Annotated in this window: 12 protein-coding genes and 1 pseudogene; 6 read left to right on the top strand and 7 right to left on the bottom strand. The window is 59.4% G+C overall.

The annotated features are described in order from the left end of the window. Positions 1-5 precede the first annotated feature (5 nt). Positions 6-3,056: an efflux RND transporter permease subunit gene (locus AOC04_RS08865; protein ID WP_060692523.1), complete on the top strand. Its 3,051-nt coding sequence runs from the start codon at positions 6-8 to the stop codon at positions 3,054-3,056. A gap of 146 nt (positions 3,057-3,202) precedes the next feature. Here AOC04_RS08865 and AOC04_RS08860 read toward each other — a convergent pair. Further along, positions 3,203-4,513 (bottom strand): annotated as a pseudogene (locus AOC04_RS08860) (LLM class flavin-dependent oxidoreductase); the annotation flags it as partial. 261 nt (positions 4,514-4,774) lie between these two features. On the opposite strand from AOC04_RS08860, the gene AOC04_RS08855 reads away from it, so the two are divergent. After that, on the top strand, positions 4,775-5,416 hold the full coding sequence (locus AOC04_RS08855; protein WP_060692521.1) for a hypothetical protein: 642 nt from the start codon (positions 4,775-4,777) through the stop codon (positions 5,414-5,416). A gap of 384 nt (positions 5,417-5,800) precedes the next feature. Here AOC04_RS08855 and otnI read toward each other — a convergent pair whose 3' ends face one another. Next, positions 5,801-6,583, bottom strand: a complete 783-nt coding sequence (otnI, locus tag AOC04_RS08850; RefSeq protein WP_060692519.1) for a 2-oxo-tetronate isomerase — start codon at positions 6,581-6,583, stop codon at positions 5,801-5,803. 215 nt (positions 6,584-6,798) lie between these two features. Here otnI and AOC04_RS08845 point away from each other — a divergent pair, with 215 nt between their 5' ends. After that, positions 6,799-7,668, top strand: a complete 870-nt coding sequence (locus AOC04_RS08845) for an isocitrate lyase/PEP mutase family protein (RefSeq protein ID WP_060692516.1) — start codon at positions 6,799-6,801, stop codon at positions 7,666-7,668. 52 nt (positions 7,669-7,720) lie between these two features. Here the strand turns inward: AOC04_RS08845 and AOC04_RS08840 are convergent, their stop codons facing one another. Beyond that, positions 7,721-8,233, bottom strand: coding sequence for a heme-degrading domain-containing protein (locus tag AOC04_RS08840; protein WP_060692514.1), 513 nt, complete (start codon positions 8,231-8,233; stop codon positions 7,721-7,723). A gap of 350 nt (positions 8,234-8,583) precedes the next feature. Here AOC04_RS08840 and capB point away from each other — a divergent pair, with 350 nt between their 5' ends. The 3 genes from capB (at position 8,584) to AOC04_RS08825 (ending at position 13,526) form a co-directional block, all read left to right on the top strand. Beyond that, entirely contained in the window at positions 8,584-10,329 is a 1,746-nt protein-coding gene (capB, locus tag AOC04_RS08835; RefSeq protein WP_060692511.1) for a caprolactamase subunit beta, read from the top strand. 38 nt (positions 10,330-10,367) lie between these two features. After that, positions 10,368-12,458, top strand: a complete 2,091-nt coding sequence (gene capA / locus AOC04_RS08830) for a caprolactamase subunit alpha (protein WP_060696911.1) — start codon at positions 10,368-10,370, stop codon at positions 12,456-12,458. 96 nt (positions 12,459-12,554) lie between these two features. Then, positions 12,555-13,526: an AraC-like ligand-binding domain-containing protein gene (locus tag AOC04_RS08825; RefSeq protein WP_060692508.1), complete on the top strand. Its 972-nt coding sequence runs from the start codon at positions 12,555-12,557 to the stop codon at positions 13,524-13,526. Positions 13,527-13,677: 151 nt separating this feature from the next. On the opposite strand, the gene AOC04_RS08820 is transcribed toward AOC04_RS08825, so the two are convergent. The 4 genes from AOC04_RS08820 to AOC04_RS08805 all read right to left on the bottom strand — a co-directional run bounded on the left by AOC04_RS08820 (position 13,678) and on the right by AOC04_RS08805 (position 18,084). Further along, a complete protein-coding gene (locus AOC04_RS08820; protein ID WP_060692505.1) occupies positions 13,678-14,325 on the bottom strand; it encodes a DUF1120 domain-containing protein in 648 nt (215 codons plus the stop codon). Between the two features lie 122 nt (positions 14,326-14,447). After that, positions 14,448-15,086, bottom strand: coding sequence for a DUF1120 domain-containing protein (locus AOC04_RS08815; RefSeq protein ID WP_060692503.1), 639 nt, complete (start codon positions 15,084-15,086; stop codon positions 14,448-14,450). 52 nt (positions 15,087-15,138) lie between these two features. After that, the gene (locus AOC04_RS08810; protein WP_060692500.1) at positions 15,139-15,687 is read right to left on the bottom strand and encodes a DUF1120 domain-containing protein; all 549 of its coding nucleotides are present in this window, start codon (positions 15,685-15,687) and stop codon (positions 15,139-15,141) included. Further along, on the bottom strand, positions 15,688-18,084 hold the full coding sequence (locus tag AOC04_RS08805) for a fimbria/pilus outer membrane usher protein (RefSeq protein WP_171970571.1): 2,397 nt from the start codon (positions 18,082-18,084) through the stop codon (positions 15,688-15,690). Between the last annotated feature and the right edge of the window lie 82 nt (positions 18,085-18,166).

The raw sequence follows: 18,166 nt of genomic DNA, 5'->3' as shown, positions 1-18,166 counted from the left end.
GTCCCATGAAATTTACCGATACCTTTATTCAGCGACCGGTGTGGGCCGTGGTCGTGTCGCTGTTCATCCTGATCCTGGGGCTGCGCTCGATCTTCGAACTGCCGGTGAACCAGTGGCCACGCACCGAGAATACGGTGGTTACCATCACCACCGCTTACTACGGTGCCGATGCCTCCACGGTCGCCGGTTTTATTACCCAGCCGTTAGAGTCGGCGATCGCCCAGGCCCAGGGTATCGACTACCTCTCCTCGTCGAGCATTACCGGTGTCTCGACCATTACCGCAACGCTGCGCCTGAACTACGACGCCAGCAAGGCGCTGACCGAGATCAATACCCAGGTCAACTCGGTCAAGAACCAGCTGCCGGCCCAGGCACAGGAACCGGTGCTGTCGGTGGCCGTCGGGCAGACTACCGACGCCATGTACCTGGGCTTCTACAGCGACACACTGCCCACCAATAACATCACCGATTACCTGGTGCGGGTGGTCAAGCCCAAGCTCGATTCGATCCAGGGCGTACAAACCGCAGAAATCCTGGGCGGCCGCCAGTTCGCCCTGCGTGCCTGGCTCGACCCGGACAAACTGGCGGCGCATAACGTCACCGCACAGGACGTGTCCACCGCCCTGGCAAACAACAATTATCTGTCTGCCATCGGTGCGACCCGAGGGCAAACCGTGACAGTCGACCTGACTGCCGGGACCGATTTGCACACGGTGGATGAATTCAAGCAGTTGGTGATCAAGCAAAAAGGCGATGCTCTGGTGCACCTGGAAGATGTGGCACTCGTAACCCTGGGCGCAGAAAGCTACGACAGCAGCGTGGCGTTTTCCGGCAAGCGCTCGGTGTTCATCGGCATCAAGGCGGCGCCCACAGCCAACATTCTGACGGTGGCCAGCAGCGTGCGCAGCGCGTTCCCCGAGCTGCAAGGGCAATTGCCCGCAGGCGTGCGCGGCAACATCGTTTATGACTCAACCGAGTTCATCAACACCTCGATTTTTGAGGTGGTGAAGACCCTGGCCGAAGCCATGATCATTGTCTCGGTGGTGATCTACCTGTTTCTCGGCTCGTTCCGGGCGGTGATTGTGCCGCTGGTGGCCATCCCGCTGTCGCTGGTGGGGACGTTCTTCGTCATGTACCTGCTGGGTTACTCCATCAACCTGCTGACCCTGCTCGCCCTGGTACTGGCGATTGGTCTGGTGGTCGATGACGCAATCATCGTGGTGGAAAACGTCGACCGGCATATCAAGGAAGAAGGTAAAGGCGTGCTGCAAGCCGCGCTGATCGCGGCCCGGGAACTGGGTGGCCCGATTGTCGCGATGACCGTGGTGCTGATTGCCGCGTACGTGCCCATCGGCCTGCGCAGCGGCCTCACGGGTGCCCTGTTCAAGGAGTTCTGTTTCTCGCTGGCGGGTGCCGTCACCGTGTCAGCCGTGGTGGCGTTGACGCTGTCGCCGATGATGACCTCGCGGCTGTTCAAGTCCGGGCAGGAAGAGGGTCGCTTTGCACGTCGCCTCGATCAGTATTTCGACTGGCTGCGGGGGCGTTACCGCCGGGTACTGGCTGGTGGCCTGAACATCTGGCCGGTGCTGGTGGCGTTTGGTTTCATCCTGTTTGTGCTGGTTGCTGCCAGTGGCATGACCGCCAAAAGTGAGCTCTCGCCCACCGAGGACCAGGGGCTGGTCTTCATGCTGATCAAAGGCCCGCCTACGGCCTCGCCCCAGCAGATGGAGCGCTTTGCCGACCAGGCCTTCCAGATTGCCAGCAAGGAGCCGGAATACGCGCAAATGTTCCAGCTGACCGGGCTGCCCGCTCTCAACCAGGGCCTGGGCGGGGTGCTGCTCAAGTCCTGGGGCGACAGGACCCGTTCCCAGGCCGACGTGATCAAAGACCTGCAGCACAAGTGGAACCAGGTGCCGGGGGCAACCATTGCCGCCTTCCCGCTGCCATCGTTGCCGGGCGCCCAGGGCTTGCCGGTGCAATTTGTGATCACCACCACCGACTCGGTGGAAAACCTCAATGAAGTCGCACAAGCGGTGATGACCGAGGCGCAGAAGCAACAGCTGTTCTGGTTCGCCGACATGGATTTGAAACTGGACAAGCCGCAAGCCAGGCTGGTGGTGGACCGGGAAAAAATTGCCGCACTGGGCATGACCCAGGCTGACGTCGGTGCTGCACTTTCAGCCGCACTGGGCGGCAATTACGTGAACTATTTCTCGACTGCCGGGCGCTCGTACAAAGTGATTCCCCAGGTGTTGCAGGTCAACCGGCTCAACCCGGAGCAAATTCTCGATTACTACATTCGTACGCCTTCCGGTTCCATGATCCCGGCGCGCACGGTGGCGCATATCGAGACCTCAACCGAGCCGGAATCCATCAACCGCTTCCAGCAACTCAACTCGGCGACCCTGTCCGGCGTCAGTGGCGTGGCCCAGGGTGAACTGCTGGCCAAACTGAACACGATTCTGAATAACGTTGCGCCCTCGGGTTACACCTCTGACTTCTCGGGCGAGTCGCGTCAATTCATCCAGGAGTCCGGCGGCTTCTTCGGCCTGCTGATGTTCTCGATTCTCATCGTCTACCTGGCCCTGGCCTTCCAGTTCGAGAGCTTCCGCGACCCGGTGGTGATTCTGTTTTCGGTACCCCCTGCCCTGTTCGGCGCGCTGGCTTTCATCACCATGGGCTTCGCCTCGATCAACGTGTACACCCAGGTGGGTCTGGTGACGCTGCTGGGGTTGATCACCAAACACGGGATTCTGATCGTGCAGTTTGCCAACCAGTTGCAGCGCGCAGGGCACAGCAAACGCGAGGCGATTGAAGAGGCTGCGGCCGTTCGACTGCGGCCTATCCTGATGACCACCGCGGCCATGGTGCTGGGCGTGGTACCTCTGGTTTGGGCCAGCGGCGCCGGGGCTGCGGGGCGGCATGACATGGGGCTGGTGATCTTCGCCGGGTTGTCGATCGGCACCCTGCTCACACTGTTCATGGTGCCGGCGATGTACATGTTCATTGGCGCCACGCACCAACAGGACGTGGTACGGCCGCAAGCGCTGCAATAGAAAGATCCTCTGGCGCGAGGCGTGTGGAACTCTTGTGGGAGCTGGCTTGCCTGCGATGGCCGCACCGCGTTTTACCGGATACACCGCGGTGCCTGCATGGCGAGCAAGCTCGCTTCTACAGGGGGGGATGGCCGTGGATCAGTTGCCTAACCCCGGTCGAATCGAAACGACGCGCCATATGCACTGGCCGGCAAGTGACTGGCGCCGTCTGCCCGCAGTCGCGAACGCAAGGTGCCGCGCTGGGGCTCGGTGCGATAAAGGCCACGCTTTTGCAATTCGGGAATCACCAGTTCGACAAAGTCTTCAAGGCTGCCGGGGCTGATCAGCGGGTTGAGCATGTAACCCGTGGTCCCGCAAATCCGTGCGTGCTCTTCAATCCGCTCGGCGACCTGTTGCGGGGTGCCCACCAGAATCAAGTCGCTGCCGCGGGTGACGTTGGCAAAACGCTGTTTGACGTCACCGGCGGTTAACGGTTTGCCGCTGCCATCCGCTCGCATCACATAGGACGTCATGCCTTCGGTGTGGGTGGATAGGGCATCACCGTCGGCGTAGCGGCTAATGTCGATACCGGTATCACCGGCGTAACTGACCAGTTGTGCCTGCAAGTGGTAATTGCTTTGCAGCCGGTCATATTTGCGCTGAGCTTCGATTTCTGTTTTGGCCGTGACAATGCGCAGCACGGTCAGTGACTTCACGTCTTCGGCCGGACGACCGAGCGCCCGGGCCTGGGACCAGATCTCTTCCAGCCCCTGACGGATCTCATGGGGGTTGGACTTGGCGACGAAGATCAGCTCGGCATGCTTGGCCGCGAAGGCCCTGCCCCGCCCTGACCAGCCGGCCTGGATCAGCAGGGGCGTACGCTGCGGCGATGGCGAGGTCAAATGCGGCCCGGCCACCCGATAGTGTTCGCCGGCATGGTTGATCGGGCGCACACGATCACCCCGGGCATACAGCTGGCGCGCCTTGTCGGCCACCACAGCATCATCGGCCCAGCTGCCCTCCCAAAGCTTGTAGGCCACGTCCATGAACTCTTCGGCACGCTCATAGCGGTCATCGTGTTTGATCATCTGCTCCAGACCGAAATTGCGCGCGGCACTGGACAGGTAAGAGGTGACGATGTTCCAGCCGATACGGCCGTTGGTCATGTGATCCAAGGTGCTGAAGCGCCGGGCATGGGTAAAGGGATGCTCGTAACTGGTGGTCACCGTGACCCCGAAAGCCAGGTTTTCGGTGATGGCAGCCAGTGCCGGAATGATCATTAACGGATCATTGGCCGGTGCTTCCACCGCCCATTTCATGGCGGCGTCGGCATTGCCGGCAAACACATCGTAGAAACCCAGAACATCGCCGAAAAACAGCATGTCCAGGTGTGCCTGATCGGCAATCCGTGCCAGGTTCGACCAATAGCCCAGAGAGTTGATGCTCAGCCGCTCGTCAGCCGGGTGCGTCCACTGGCTCCTTGTTTAGCGAGTGCCCATGTATAAATAATCATAACATCAAGCATGTATTTCTAAACGCTTTACAGGTACTTTCGGCGCTGATGAAAATCGCCTACCTATTTGGAATAAGTTAGAACTTCGCTGCGGAAACATTTTATCATATTTGATAACTTGTTCGTTTTTCTTCCAGAAAAGTAATATTGCTCCCGACAAATAATTGTCCTGTATTGGCGGCATCTTTCTTGCTGTCAGGCATTTATTTAATATTTGGAAAAGATTATGAACGGCCACAATCTGACTTTTAAGAATGATCCGATATGGTTTATTGCTCAGCGAGCGATTAACAATGTGTCGTGGTTCATGAAAGATCAGGCAAGCAACATAAATCAACAACGAAACCGGATCCTCAACAGCACCAAATCCGGTGCATTTGACCTACAGGGGGAAGGACAGGACAGACAAGTCACGCTGGCACCGACCGGTAACCCTCCGCACAGTGATCCACTGATTACCGCTTACTGGTGCCCCTTCGTGCAAGGTAATGTACTGCCTGGCTTTGTCGATATACCCATGCATAATCCCGAGCATCACTATGTATTTACCGCCGCAATGAATGGCTGTGCACTGGTCACTACCTCTTCGCCGCTTGGCAGCAATATGCTCAGGGTTTACCACCACCAACATCCAGACAGTGCCCATATCAATAACCTTATAAAGGCCCAAGGGCAGACTGTTATTTCGAGTATTAGTGCCAGTGATTATTGCCATAATGATCAGAAGATCCCAGCCCCTAATGCGTTTAACTTTCTATTTTATAAAGAGGGCAAGTGGAAATATGCCGTGCAACCGCAAACCTTCAATATGCTGACACATGACGTGGCCTTGAACCCAGGCATGCCAGCCAAGGTTGTGAATGTCTGAATATCGGGCTAGACCGAAACATTGATTTTTATTCGGGGTACGTACAGCTCCAGAAAACGTCCGCCAACGTTCTGGACGTGCCTGTCGCACGAACTTTTTTGAGTGGGGTTCGTGCGACAGGTCTCGCCGGAACACTCTCTGATATCCGCAGTGCTCGGCATGAACCTGTTGGCGGGTATTACCAGATCATCATACGGCGGCCTGAGCATTGCCTTTCGCACCCTTGCCAGTGATTACCTGCGCATGATCAAAGCCACCGGCATCAGCCCGGATCTGCTTCACCGGGTTGCCGCAACCAGCACGGCGAGCAGACCGCCCGCACCACAAAGGCCCTCTGTAGGAGCGAGCTTGCTCGCGAGCAAGCTCGCTCCTACAGTTTGATGATCAACGTGCCTTCCAGTCCCGCAACCATTGCAGGCCCGTCGAGGTGTCGCCTTTGGGGCGGTATTCGCAGCCGACCCAGCCGTCGTAACCCAGCCGGTCCATCAGTTCGAACAGGTAGGGATAGTTGACTTCCCCCTGGTCCGGCTCATGCCGATCCGGCACGCCGGCAATCTGTATATGGCCGATGCGGTCAAAGTCGCGACGCAATGTGGTGGCCAGATCTCCCTCAACGATCTGGCAGTGATAACAGTCAAACTGCACTTTCAGGTTTGTGGCGCCAACCTCTTTGCAGATGGCCTGCGCCTGGTCCTGACGGTTGAGGAAAAACCCGGGCATGTCCCGGGTATTGATCGGTTCCAGCAGCACCGTGATCCCGGCCTTGCCCGCCTGGTCTGCGGCGTAGGCAAGGTTTTGCAGATATACGCCGTGGTGGCGGGCGCGGTCACTTTGCGCTGCCAGTAAACCGGCCATGACATGGACACGCGTGTTGCCGAGCACCGCGGCATATTCCAGGGCGCGGTCGAAGCCTGAGCGAAATTCATCTTCACGCCCTGGCAAGGTCGCAATCCCCCGCTCCCCGGCTGCCCAGTCACCCGGCGGCGCGTTGAACAGGGCCTGGACCAGGCCGTTGTCGCTCAATCGCTGCTTGAGTTCGTTGGCGCTGTAGTCGTAGGGAAACAGAAATTCCACCGCTTCAAACCCGTCGGCCGCTGCCGCCGCGAATCGATCAAGAAACTCATGTTGCGGGTAAAGCATGCTGAGGTTGGCAGCAAAGCGTGGCATGTTAACTCCTTGGGAAACGGGTCAGACAAAAGGCCAGGTCAACAGTGTGATGCAAAAACCGGGGGTTGCGAGCAAAGTGGTCAGCCACGTTCAGTCCCGCAAGCTTGGTGAAGACTTAAACGTCATAATCCTCTGTTTTCTTGCGTGATAGTCTTGTCGGACTATGAACAGGGGCATTGATCGTATTTTGACAATGGCCAGAACCAGGAAAGAACATGTCCAAAATTTCTCACTCAGATCTTCGTCGCAATTTTCGTGAACTGCTTGCCACGCCAATGTGCGTCGAAACAGCTTCTGTTTTCGACCCCATGTCCGCCCGCATCGCTGCCGATCTCGGTTTTGAGGTCGGCATTCTGGGCGGCTCGGTAGCGTCGCTGCAGGTACTGGCAGCACCCGATTTTGCGTTGATCACGCTGAGTGAGTTCGTTGAACAGGCAACCCGGATCGGCCGTGTCGCCCAGTTGCCGTTCATCGCGGATGCTGACCATGGCTATGGCAATGCCCTGAATGTGATGCGCACCGTCGAAGAGCTTGAGCGTGCCGGCGTAGCAGCGCTGACCATTGAAGACACCCTGCTGCCCGCTCAATTTGCGCGAAAATCCACCGATCTGATTTCCGTTGAGGAAGGTATTGGCAAGGTCAAGGCTGCCCTTGAAGCCCGTGTTGATCCCGGCCTCTCAATCATTGCCCGGACCAATGCCGGGGTGTTGCCAACCCAGGCCATCATCGAGCGCACCCTGGCTTACGAAAAAGCCGGCGCCGATGGTATCTGCATCGTCGGTATCAAGGATTTCGAGCACCTGGAGCAGATCTCTGAAAAGCTCAGCGTGCCATTGATGCTGGTGACCTACGGCAACCCGCAACTCAATGACAGCCAGCGTCTGGCAAGTCTGGGCGTACGTGTGGTGGTTGCCGGCCACGCAGCCTACTTTGCCGCGATCAAGGCCACTTACGACAGCCTGCGGGCCCAGCGCAAGCTGACCCAAAGCACTTCCAACCTCAGTGCCACCGAGTTGACCCACACCTACACACTGCCTGAAGAGTACGTGGCCTGGGCCAAAGAGTTCATGGACGTTAAAGAATGATTGCGGCACATTCGCAGCCAGACTGATTCCGTATCCGAAATCGACGCGCCGGTCAGTCCTGAGTGAACCGTGGCATTGCCACCTCGGCCGGATCGACGCCGCACATGGCGGCCAGGGTCTGCACCACCAGGATGTGATCGTCACGCTGCGGCAGCCCGGAAACCGTGACCACACCGATACAGCCCATACCCGTGACCTTCAGCGGGAAGCTGCCGCCGTGGCTGGCATAATCGCGGGTAGGCAGCCCCATCACGACGTCTCGCGCCACACCCTCTGCCTCGGCTGATAAACCGGCACCGTACGAACTGCGGTCCATCATTTCGACGATATTGCGCTTGCGTCGTGCCCAGTCGGCATTTTCAGCGGCGGTACCCGGCATGGCATAGAAAAATACGGTTTCGCGGCCAAGCCGGATTTCGATGGCCGTGGCAACACCTGCCTGCTCGCAGGCTGATTTCAAACGCTGCCCCAGTTCCCACGCCGTGCTCTTGCCGAAGGTTGCGAACTGCAGAAGCTGCTCCTGGTACGCGATACGTTGAAGGTCTTGTTGGTGTCTGGTGTTCATCTGCCGATCGCCTTTTGAGAGTGACTGATCAAGGTGGCCCATGATCATACGTGACGGGCCCCGGGATTTAGAACAGGTCTTTACCCCGCTGCATTCCGGCCCTGTAGCCGCTGATGAGTAAAACGAGGCTGCGTCAGGCAAACCGTGCACGCCGCATTACGATCGCTTAGCAATCGGACGTAGCCTTGGGCCACTGCTACCTAAAGGGTGTTAACGAGCAGTGCACCCTGGGTCAACAATCAGTGCACCGGGCGCCAAGCCAGTCGCGGTGTGGTGCGCGTAGTTTTGTGCCGTGGGTTAGACGTTCGTCCTGACCTCCACCTGAATAACAACAAGATTTCTGGTGACCCATGAGCACAGTAGATCCGATCACCCTGGCAGTCGTGCGTGGCGCGCTCGAAACCGCGCAGCGCGAAATGACCATAACCCTCGAAAAAACCGGGCGCTCAAGCGTTTTCAATCTGGCTCACGATTATTCCAATGCGCTCTTTGACCACCTTCCGGAAATGATCCTGCAAGGCCAGGACATTCCTATTCATCTCGGTTCGCTGATTCCGGCGATGAAGTGCGTGGCCGGATTCTTCGGTGATGACATCCAGGAAGGCGATGTGATCTACCACAATGACCCGGCCTATAAAGGCAGCCATATTCTTGACTGCTGTATGTACAAACCGGTGTTCTACCAGGGCGAACTGGTGTTCTGGGCCGTGTGCAAAGGCCACCTGACCGATATCGGCGGCCCGGTACCCGCCGGCTATAACCCCGACGCCAAGGAGATTTACGCCGAAGGTTTGCGTATCCCTCCGGTCAAGCTCTGGTCCCAGGGCAAGCGCCGCGAGGATGTGATCAATCTGCTGCTGACCAACATGCGGGCCCGCGCCTATCAGGAAGGCGATCTGAACGCTCAATACGGCGCCTGCAACGTCGGTGAGCGGCACTTGCTCGAACTGCTGGAACGCTACGGCGTGGAACAGGTACGCGCGTGCATCGCCGAGTTGAAAGACATGGCTGACCGGCACATGCGTGCACTTCTGCGTGAGGTGCCCGACGGTTTTTACACCGGCACTGCGGTGCTTGAAGACTCGGGGCACGGGCTGGGCGAACTGGCGATCACCGCTCAGGTGGAGATTCGCGGTGACGAGGCGCATATTTTGATCGAGAGCCCGCCGCAAGTGCCCTACTTCATCAACTCCTACGCCGGCAACTCGGTGTCCGGGGTGTATCTGGGGCTGATGATGTTTGCCCAGGTACCACCGCCGTACAACGAAGGGCTGTACCGCTGCGTATCCGTCGACCTCGGCCCGCCGGGCACCTTGTGCAACGCCAAAGAACCCGCTCCACACGTCAACAGCACCACCACGCCGATGGAGACCCTGGCCGATGCCGTGCGCCAGGCACTGGAGCAGGCAGCGCCGGATCGCGTCACGGCCTCGTGGGGCCACGCCAGCGGTATCAATATCGCCGGGCATGACCCGCGCAATGGCAACGACGAGTACGTAACCATGGTGCTCGCATCAATCATCTCCGGGGCCGGGGCGAACAAGGCCATGGACGGCTGGCCGGCCTGCGGTCCGCTGTGTTGCTTCGGGGCGCTGATGTCCGGCGATATCGAACTGCTGGAGCACTCCTACCCGATCCTCATCCACCGCTACAGCCTGATGACCGACAGCGGTGGCGCCGGTGAGTTTCGCGGTGGCTCGGGGACCCGCATTGAAATCGAACCGCTCAATCACGCGATGACCGTGGTCGGCTTTGGTGAGGGCCGGCAACTGCCAACGTCGGGGGCGGCAGGCGCGAACAACGTGATGCTCGAGCCCAAGCTCGGGCGGTTGATTCACCGCCACAGCGACGGGGAAGAACAGCACTTCATCTACAACGCGCAACTCACCGCCCGGCCCGGCGAACGGGTGATCAACGTGAACCCCGGTGGTGGTGGTTATGGCAACCCTTTGCGCCGCCCCGTGGCCAGTGTGTTGAACGATGTGCGAAATGCCCTGGTGTCCCGTGAAGGCGCCCGCCTGGAATATGGCGTGGTGATTGACAGCGACGGTCAGGTCGATGACGCCGCGACTGACGCCTTGCGTATCGCGCATTGATTGCCCCTGCCCCTTTGAGCAACCTGGAATCCCTGATCATGACCAAACACCAATATCGTCTGGGCATCGACGCCGGCGGCACCTTCACCGATTTCATCCTGGCGGATCACAACGGCAACGTGCAGCTGTTCAAGGCACCGTCGACCCCGCAGGACGGCACCCTGGCCATCCGCAACGGCCTGGCACAAATGGCCGATGCCCTGGGTCGCACCCCTGCGCAGATCATTGGCGACTGCGACCTGTGCATCAACGGGACCACCGTGGCCCTCAACGCACTGATCGAGAAAACCGGGGTCAAGGTTGGCCTGCTGTGTACCGAGGGCCATGAAGACAGTCTGGAAATCCGCCTCGGTCACAAGGAAGACGGGCACCGCTACGATGCCAGTTACCCGCCAGCCTATATGCTGGTACCGCGCCATCTGCGGCGGCCGATCGGTGGGCGGATCATCAGTGACGGCAGCGAATACGCCGCCCTGGACGAACGGGCGATTGCCGAAGCGATCGAGTATTTCCGTGAACAGGAGGTCAAGTCGGTGGCCATTTCGTTCGTCTGGTCGGTGCGTAATCCGGGCCACGAGCAGCGCGCTGCCGAGATGGTGCGGGCGGCCCTGCCGGGGGTGTTCGTTTGCACCGGCAATGAAGTGTTCCCGCAAATCCGTGAGTACACCCGTACCTCAACCACCGTGGTCAACGCCTACCTGAGCCCGGTGATGGGCCGTTACATCGAAAAGATCGACGCCTTGTTCGAAGAACTTGGGGCGCAGCAACCCACCCGCTACTTTCAATCCAACGGCGGGCTGGCACCCGGGGTGGTGATGCGCGAGCGTGCGGTGAATGCCATCAACTCCGGCCCGGCGTCAGCACCACAAGCCGGGTTGTGCGTGGCCCAACCTTTCGGTATCGACAATGTGATCACCGTGGACATGGGCGGCACCTCATTCGATATCACCCTGAGCAAAGCCGGGCGTACCAACTTCAGCAAAGACACCGACTTTCTGCGCTATCGCATCGGTGTGCCGATGATTCAGGTGGAAACCCTGGGTGCCGGGGGCGGGTCGATTGCCTTCCTCGATGACTTCGGCATGCTCCAGGTCGGTCCGCGCAGTGCCGGGGCCAACCCCGGGCCGGTGTGCTATGGCAAGGGCGGTACCGAGCCTACCGTCACCGACGCCAACCTGGCCCTCGGTTACCTGGCCGACGGCGCACTGCTGGGCGGCAGCATCCGCCTGAACCGCACATCAGCCATCGAGGCGATCCGGCGTAAAATCGCCGAGCCCTTGAACATCAGCGTTGAGCGTGCCGCAATCGGCATCATCACCCTGGTTAACCTGAACATGGTCAGCGGTATCCGTCGGGTATCGATCGAGCGCGGCTATGACCCGCGGGACTTCGCCCTGATTGGTGCGGGCGGTGCTGCGGGCATGCATGTCATGCGCCTGGCCGAAGAAATCGGCAGCCAGGTGGTGCTGATCCCCAAAGTGGCTTCCGGGCTGTGTGCCTACGGGCAGATCCTTTCGGATATCCGTTACGACCAGTTGACCACCTTGCCCATGCGCCTGGACGATGAGCTGATCGACCTGACATTGCTCAACCAGACCCTGGGTGACCTGCGCGAACGTGGCATGCATAACTTGCGCGACGACGGTTACGGCGCCGGCAATAACGTCGAATGCCTGTACAACCTGGAGATCCGTTACCTGGGGCAGATTCACGAATGCAGCGTTGAACTGAGCCACGGGCAACTGGATCAGGCGGGGCTGGTGGCCTTGCGCGAGGCGTTCCATACCCGCCACAAGGCACTGTTTTCCTACAGCGAGCCTGAGAGCCCGGTGGAGTTGGTGAATCTCGAATGCTCGGTGATTGCACGTCTGCAACGCCCGCCCATGCCGGAACTGGCGCAACCCGCCGAGGCTGTCGCGGCGCAAGCCTGCGGTTACCGGCCGATGCTGTTCAGCGCCCAGTCAGACTGGCAACAAACACCGGTCTACAACGGTGAGCAGCTACAGTGCGGACAAATCGTGCAGGGCCCTTGCGTGATAGAAGAGTCGACCACCAACATCGTCGTGCCCCCTGGCTGGCAGGCGGTGTTAGCCCCGTCTGCCACCTACAGGCTGACACCTTGTGATTGACCGTCCGTAAGCATTGGCAAATGATGGTGAACCAGCGGTGTCGACGCTTCTACGGGTCGGCACCGTCCTCATAATAAAAACCATACGAGGGCAGCCATGGCGCACAAACTATCCACCCGTTCCTGGCCCGACAGTCAACGCCAGCCGCTATGGGCGGACGCGATCGCCAGTGCCTATTTTCCGCTTTCGCTGGAGTTTTCGCCCAGCACAACGTTCAGCGGCAGCCTGCAAATCTGGGAAACCGCCAGCACCGCGCTGACCCTCTCGCGTTTGCGATCCAGCCAGCTTGGCTATTCACGCAGCAAGTCCCAGGTCAGTGAAGACCAGGAAGCCTGCTACCTGGTCACCGTACCGCGTCGCAGCGAAGTGCACTTCGAGCAGGACGGCCGTGCACTGCATTGCCGCCCCGGCGGGTTCATTTTCGAGCGTGGCGATGCGCCCTACCGTTTTCACTATGCCTGCGATAACGATCTGTGGGTGTTCAAACTCCCCGAACGCGCACTGCATGGCCAACTGCGCGGCGCCGAGCGCTATACGCGTTTGTGCTTTGATGCCAAGCGTGGCCTGGGCCGTATCTTTGTCGATCAACTGGCCATGTGTGCCGCACGCTTCGACGAGTGTGACGAAGCCGTGCGCCACATGCTGCTGGAACAAGCGCTTGCCACGTTATTGATGGCCCTGCGTGATGACGAGCGGGTGCTCAGCAGCGAAAGCTCGAATCTGGCGGCCATGCATTTGCAACGCATCGAGCACTACGTCGAACAGCAACTGGGCAATCCCGACCTGGCGCCGCCGATGATCGCCAGTGCCTGCGGCCTGTCGGTGCGCTATGTGCACAAGCTGTTCAGCGGTACGCCCTACAGTCTCGGGGAGTGGATTCGCCTGCAGCGTCTTGAGGCGGTCAACAGAGGCCTGAATGACCCCGGTTGCCGGCTGTCGATCGGTGAGCTGGCCATGCGCTGGGGCTTCAGTGACCAGGCGCAATTCACCCGCAGCTTCCGGCAACACTACGGTTGCACGGCCAGCTCGGTGCGTACTACAAACACGGATCGCCCCTGTAGTCGCTGACGAGTGAAACGAGGCTGCGAGGGGGGTACTGGGGACCAGGCAAGGTCCTGCGGACCTTATCGCAGCCTCGTGCCTCGTCAGCGACTACGAAACGTTTTCGTGGGTTTATCGCTCCAATAAATAAGGCTTTATTCCGTTTGATGCAGCTTGCTTATAAATAACGAAGTTCAATAGTTTGACTGGCCTCTATGTTCAGAGTTGAACTCATATCCAGTGTATTGACGGGGGCGATCGTCGGTGTCAGAACAAGTTCGCCGCCATAAGTTTGAAAGGCCGCGGGGATGTTCGGTCCACCCACAACACCATAACCAATCATGCCGGTCTTGACGATCTGGCCGGCTATTGAGAAATCCCAGGCAATGCCATCGGTACTGGTCAGGGTTTTGGCCGTTGAGCTGACACCGCCACTTACCGGTATGGTCGGGCCATGGGTGATGCGCAAGTTACCAATAGGGGTTCCAGCTGCATCCTGGCCCAGGCTGAATGTCGCTGCACTGGGCTGGTAGGCCCCTTCAGCCTCATGGTTATCAGTCCAGGAAGTGGCAATGATCGCTGGCCTCAGACAGGTGATATCAAAAGGAACACGTACCGCCGCAAGTCGGGTGGCGGCGTCCGGGTCGGGATTAAGATCAGCAGCCGATATCGTACGAAGATTGACCGCTGCGCCGCCATTGAGTGTCACCTCACAACCGCCCGGCAGGATTCTGCCGGTCGCTCTCAGGTCGGCAGTTGTCGCGGCAACAGCACTGAACGAAACAGCAAGTAAAGAAGCGAAGAGTAACGTTTTTTTAAGATGCATAATTATATTGCCCGTTCCATTGTCACGCCCTGCAAGAGCGCATTTATTTAAATTTCAACATTTGAAAGTTTCATCGAACAAAAAAACAAAGTGCCACTTTTGATCAGACCTCCTGCCACCAGTTACAGATAAATAATTTCAACAGTGGCACTGCCGTCCAGCTGGATCACCCGCGTACGGTCCAGGCTGTCGAGCGGCGCGATGCGGGTGGTCAACGACAACTGCCCGGAGTAGCTGGCGAATGCCCCGACCAGAGCGGTACCGGGCGCGGCAAATGCCAGCACGAAGCGGTTATCGACGATGCCATCCAGATTGGCTATCCAGTTATCACTCCCCAGTGGCCTGGAGATGGCGGCTACGGTGTGCCCGTCAGCGACCGTAGCATCACCATAGAACAGCTCCATGCTGCCAATCGGCGCTCCCCGGGCATCCTTGCCCATGCTGAAGTAATGGGGGCCGTGGGGGTGGCTGCCATAGGCCTGGTGGTTATCGGTCCATTGCAAGGCGATGGGCACCGCGTACCCGCAATTGATCTGCCAGCCGATGGTCCTCGGCGGTAGCAGCGTTTCACGGCTGCTGTCGGGGTTGAGGTCGCCATGTTGCAAGGTGCCATAGTCCACCTTGCCACCGTTATCCAGGCGGATATCACAGGCCGCGGGGTGAGTCGTGGCGCTGATGCTCAGGTCAACGCTGGCGGCGCCCAAGGCATTGCCGGCGAGCAGCATCAGGCAGCCCAGGGTCAAGCTTTTCGAGGGATGCATAGAGTCACGTGCTCCAGAATTTTATGATTGAAAGGCACACCACCGGCATGGCTCATGACCCGTTAACGTCGATGCGCAATTGCCCCTCGTGAACTTTGGCATCCCGTGAGCGCATATCGCTGAGCGGCACTTGCGGAACGATTTCAAGGCTGAGCACCAGGGCCTTGCCGCGCGCCGCGCGACCGGCTTCAACGGGCACGATGACGTCACCCGGCGCGGCAGCAAGGCTCTCGACCCCGGCACCCGTAACGCCAAGGTCACCTGGTTTGGCCAGGCCAACGGGCCGACCATCCAGTTGCGCCCTGCTCAGGCGAATGCTGACCTGCCCTTGATCGCTGAATTTCATCTGGTTGGCATGTAACGCCCCGTGCAGAGTCAACTCGATGGCCGAATCGTCCCGGCAACTGGCATTCAGGCGGATCTCGCGGCTGTCCAGCCGGTGATTGCCCTGTAGCGCCACGGCACCTGAAGGATGCTGTTGCACGCCGTAATCGAGATGGGTGTTGCTCAGCGTGATCTCGCATTCGCTGGCCAGCAACAGCGGGCTGCACACCAGTGCGGGGGCCATCAGTACTGTGCGGATGATGTCGCAAATGGTCATTTACCGGGTGCTCCCGTTGACTGCCATCAGGCTCTCGGCATCTGCGGCACAGTTGGCATTAAGGGTTTCAAAATAGCTTTCCAGGTCCTGTTCATCGGGCACCTCGAAGCTCAATTGGCAGTACTGATCGTCGCTGTGTTGTATGCGCAGCGGCCCTGCATGTTCCAGGTTGTTCAGGTAGACCTGGCCGTCATCGATGACACTGGTGATGAACCCGCCATTGGCATCCAGCACACTGGCACCCTTGGCCGGAACCCCGCCGTTGCTGTCCGTGATGTGCAACAGCACACGGCGGCTCTTGAGCACTTCGAAATCCATCTGATGCACCGAGCCACGGCTCGCAGAGAGCATCTGGTGGCCGTTTTGAATATCGATGTTGCGCGGCAAACCCTTGGTTTCCACTTGCACCCCGGTCGAGCGATAAGGGTTCAGACTGGCCACCACCGCGCGCCCGGCACTATCGGTCCACACCGGACCACTCGGGGTCTGGAGCTTGATCCCCGGCACATCGCCTACCGAGGCAATCGCAAAGCTGTCCTGTACCTGATACGGCGACAGCGTCAGGCCTTGGCCGTGGAGCACCATCGCGCCGCTGGCCCGGGCGTTGAAGCTGTTGCTGGTGTCACTGCGCGAAGCCCCGAATGACGTCTGGGCGTAGGGGGTCAGCAGGCTGGCGTTGGCGGACAACTGCTGGCTGGCGTCTTCCACTTCTCGTTCAACCGCCACGTTGTAATTGAACCGTTCAAAGCTGCTGTCATTGAAACTGGCGCCGTAACGGGTGCGATCCGAGCGCTTATTGGCGTAGGTCCGGGTACTGCGCCCGCCCCCCAAGGGCACGCTGAGTGACAGGTACATGGCGGTTTGCGGCTGGTCTTTGCGCGTGCGCCGGGGCTGGGAGTTGCGATTGAGATTGCGGCTGGTCTTTTCAACACTGGCATTGAGGTTGAAGTGTGTGAACGACTTGCTCCAGCTGGCGCTGAGGTAGTCGGTGGCATGTCCGGCAAACGACCGGGATGTCGAATAGTTGCTGTTGAAACTGCCCAGCAGCGGATCGGACCAGGTTGCCGAAACGCCGTACTGCTCCCGGCTCAGGCCACTGGGGTCGTAATCGGCATGGCGATTGGTGGTATCCAGCAGGTCACGGTAGTCACGGTTCTGGTGGGTGGTGTTGACACTGAGGCTGATTTTTTCGCTGACCCGGGTACTCAGGCTGGCACTGGCCTGGGTACCCGTCCCCTTGACCCGGGGTGCCCGGGAAACAACTGTGCGCAAGGTCAGTGCCGTGGCAGGGCTGAGCACCGAGTCCAGTTCCAGCGCAGCGGCCTGATAGTCGTTATCGGCCAGCATCGCACCGGCTGAGATCTTGTTGCTGGAACCCAGCAGCCAGCCGTCGCTGGCGGTGGCGATCAATGGTTTGACCCCTTGGTAACTGTCGAAGGTGCGCAATTTGCCGACGGAGAACGACGCGCCCGGCGTCGACAGGCTGGTGCGCACCAAAGACGCCGCCGCCACCGTGAAGCGCTGTTCCTGGCCATCGGCTTCAATGACCCGGACCTCAAGATCGGTATTGCTGTTGAGCGGCCGGATGTCCGACAGGCTGAAGGGGCCGGCGGGCACCACGGTGTTGTAGATCAATGCGCCGGCCTGACGCACTTCGACCCGGGCCTGGGTTTGCGCGATACCGTTAACCGTCGCCCCGCCCTGGCTGCTGCCTTGCAGGGCGGCTTCGGGCATCAGTTGCAAGCCGGTGATCGGTACGCCCGAGAGTACCGAGTCGCTGATATTAATCTCGCCGACCTGCAGGGTCCGGGCCTGGTCGACAAAGGTGGTCTGGCCGTAGGTGTACAGGGTCTGGAAGTCATTGCCGTTGTCATTGGCGGTAAATGACTGGCGACTGCGCACGATCCAGTCGCCGAGATTGAAACCGATCTCGGTGTTGGCCGAATGATAATTGCTCGAGTAGCTGCCCGACTTCGAGGTGTAGGTCTGCAACTCGTAATTGATCAGCCCCCCGCTGCCACCGCCCTGATAGACCCCCCGATCCTCGGCCACCGGGCGCAAGGCATCCTGGCTCACCACCAGCCGCACTTGCTGGCTGTTAGGCAGTAACTCGACTTCGGTTTGCGGGTAGGCGCCAGCAAAGTCGTAGCAAATCGCCTGAATGTCGGGGCTTTGCCCGGGATTCTTCTGCCACTGCGCCTTGGGGATTTGCAGCGCGCCCTGATCCAGTAATGCACGGTTGAAGCACAACTGGCCCTGATCATCGAACCGGGCTTCGACCTGGCCCCTGGCATTACCGTTGACCCACAAATCGACCCGTCGATTACCGGAACCGAAGCGCGGTGCGGCCGCGAAATACTGTGCCACCCCGGGGTCGATGCCCCGGTGTTTGAGCATCTGTATATCGAATTGCGCCAGCCTGTCAGCGGGCTGACCGGTGGAGGCCGTTGTCGTCTGGGCTAAGACCTCGCCACTCAGG

The organism is Pseudomonas versuta, assembly GCF_001294575.1.
GTDB classification, from domain to species: Bacteria; Pseudomonadota; Gammaproteobacteria; order Pseudomonadales; family Pseudomonadaceae; genus Aquipseudomonas; species Aquipseudomonas versuta.
This window is presented reverse-complemented; position numbering and strand designations above follow the sequence as displayed.